Annotated in this window: 1 protein-coding gene; it reads left to right on the top strand. The window is 70.8% G+C overall.

Annotated features, from left to right (window positions below; all coding sequences use genetic code 11):
* The coding region (locus ABD323_RS44100) for a BUD32 family EKC/KEOPS complex subunit (RefSeq protein WP_486327190.1) at positions 1-463 on the top strand (463 nt) is incomplete at its 5' end.
* Positions 464-589 lie beyond the last annotated feature (126 nt).

The raw sequence follows: 589 nt of genomic DNA, 5'->3' as shown, positions 1-589 counted from the left end.
CTTCCTGGAGTACGTCCCGCACACCCTGGGCAGCTGGCTGGCCGAGCAGGACACCGGTGCCGTCCCGTGGGTGGCCGGTCAACTGGCCGACACCACGGCCTTCCTGCGGGACCGGGGCCTGGTCCACTTCGACGCGCACTTCCGCAACGTGCTGACGGACGGTCACCGCCTGTACTTCACCGACTTCGGTCTCGCCCTCGGTGAGAGCTTCGAACTCACCCGCACCGAGCGGGAGTTCCTCGACCGCCACCGGGGCTACGACGCGGCGTACACGGTGGCCCACCTGCTCAGCCAGTACCTCCCGGCGGGCCTGGCAGCCGATTGGGCCGACGGGCGGCGCCCGGCCGGCACCGCGCCGGAGCTGGCCCCCCTGCTGGACCGGCACGCCGGGACCGCCGTCCGGATGCGGGGCTTCCTCGACCGCCTGCGGACCGACAAGTCCACCCCTTACCCACTCGACTGAGCTCAGCCGGTGGCCGCCTTGAACAGGCTGAAGCCCGCCATCAGCAGCATGATGCTCGCCGCCACCCGCACGATCACCTTCATCGGCACGTACTGCAGCAGCTTCTGCCCGCCCAGGATGGCGATC

Origin of the sequence: Kitasatospora nipponensis, from assembly GCF_039528135.1 — a bacterium.
Taxonomy (GTDB): domain Bacteria; phylum Actinomycetota; class Actinomycetes; order Streptomycetales; family Streptomycetaceae; genus Kitasatospora; species Kitasatospora nipponensis.
Note: the sequence above shows the minus strand (reverse complement) of the source record. Positions and strands in the feature narration are given on the sequence as shown.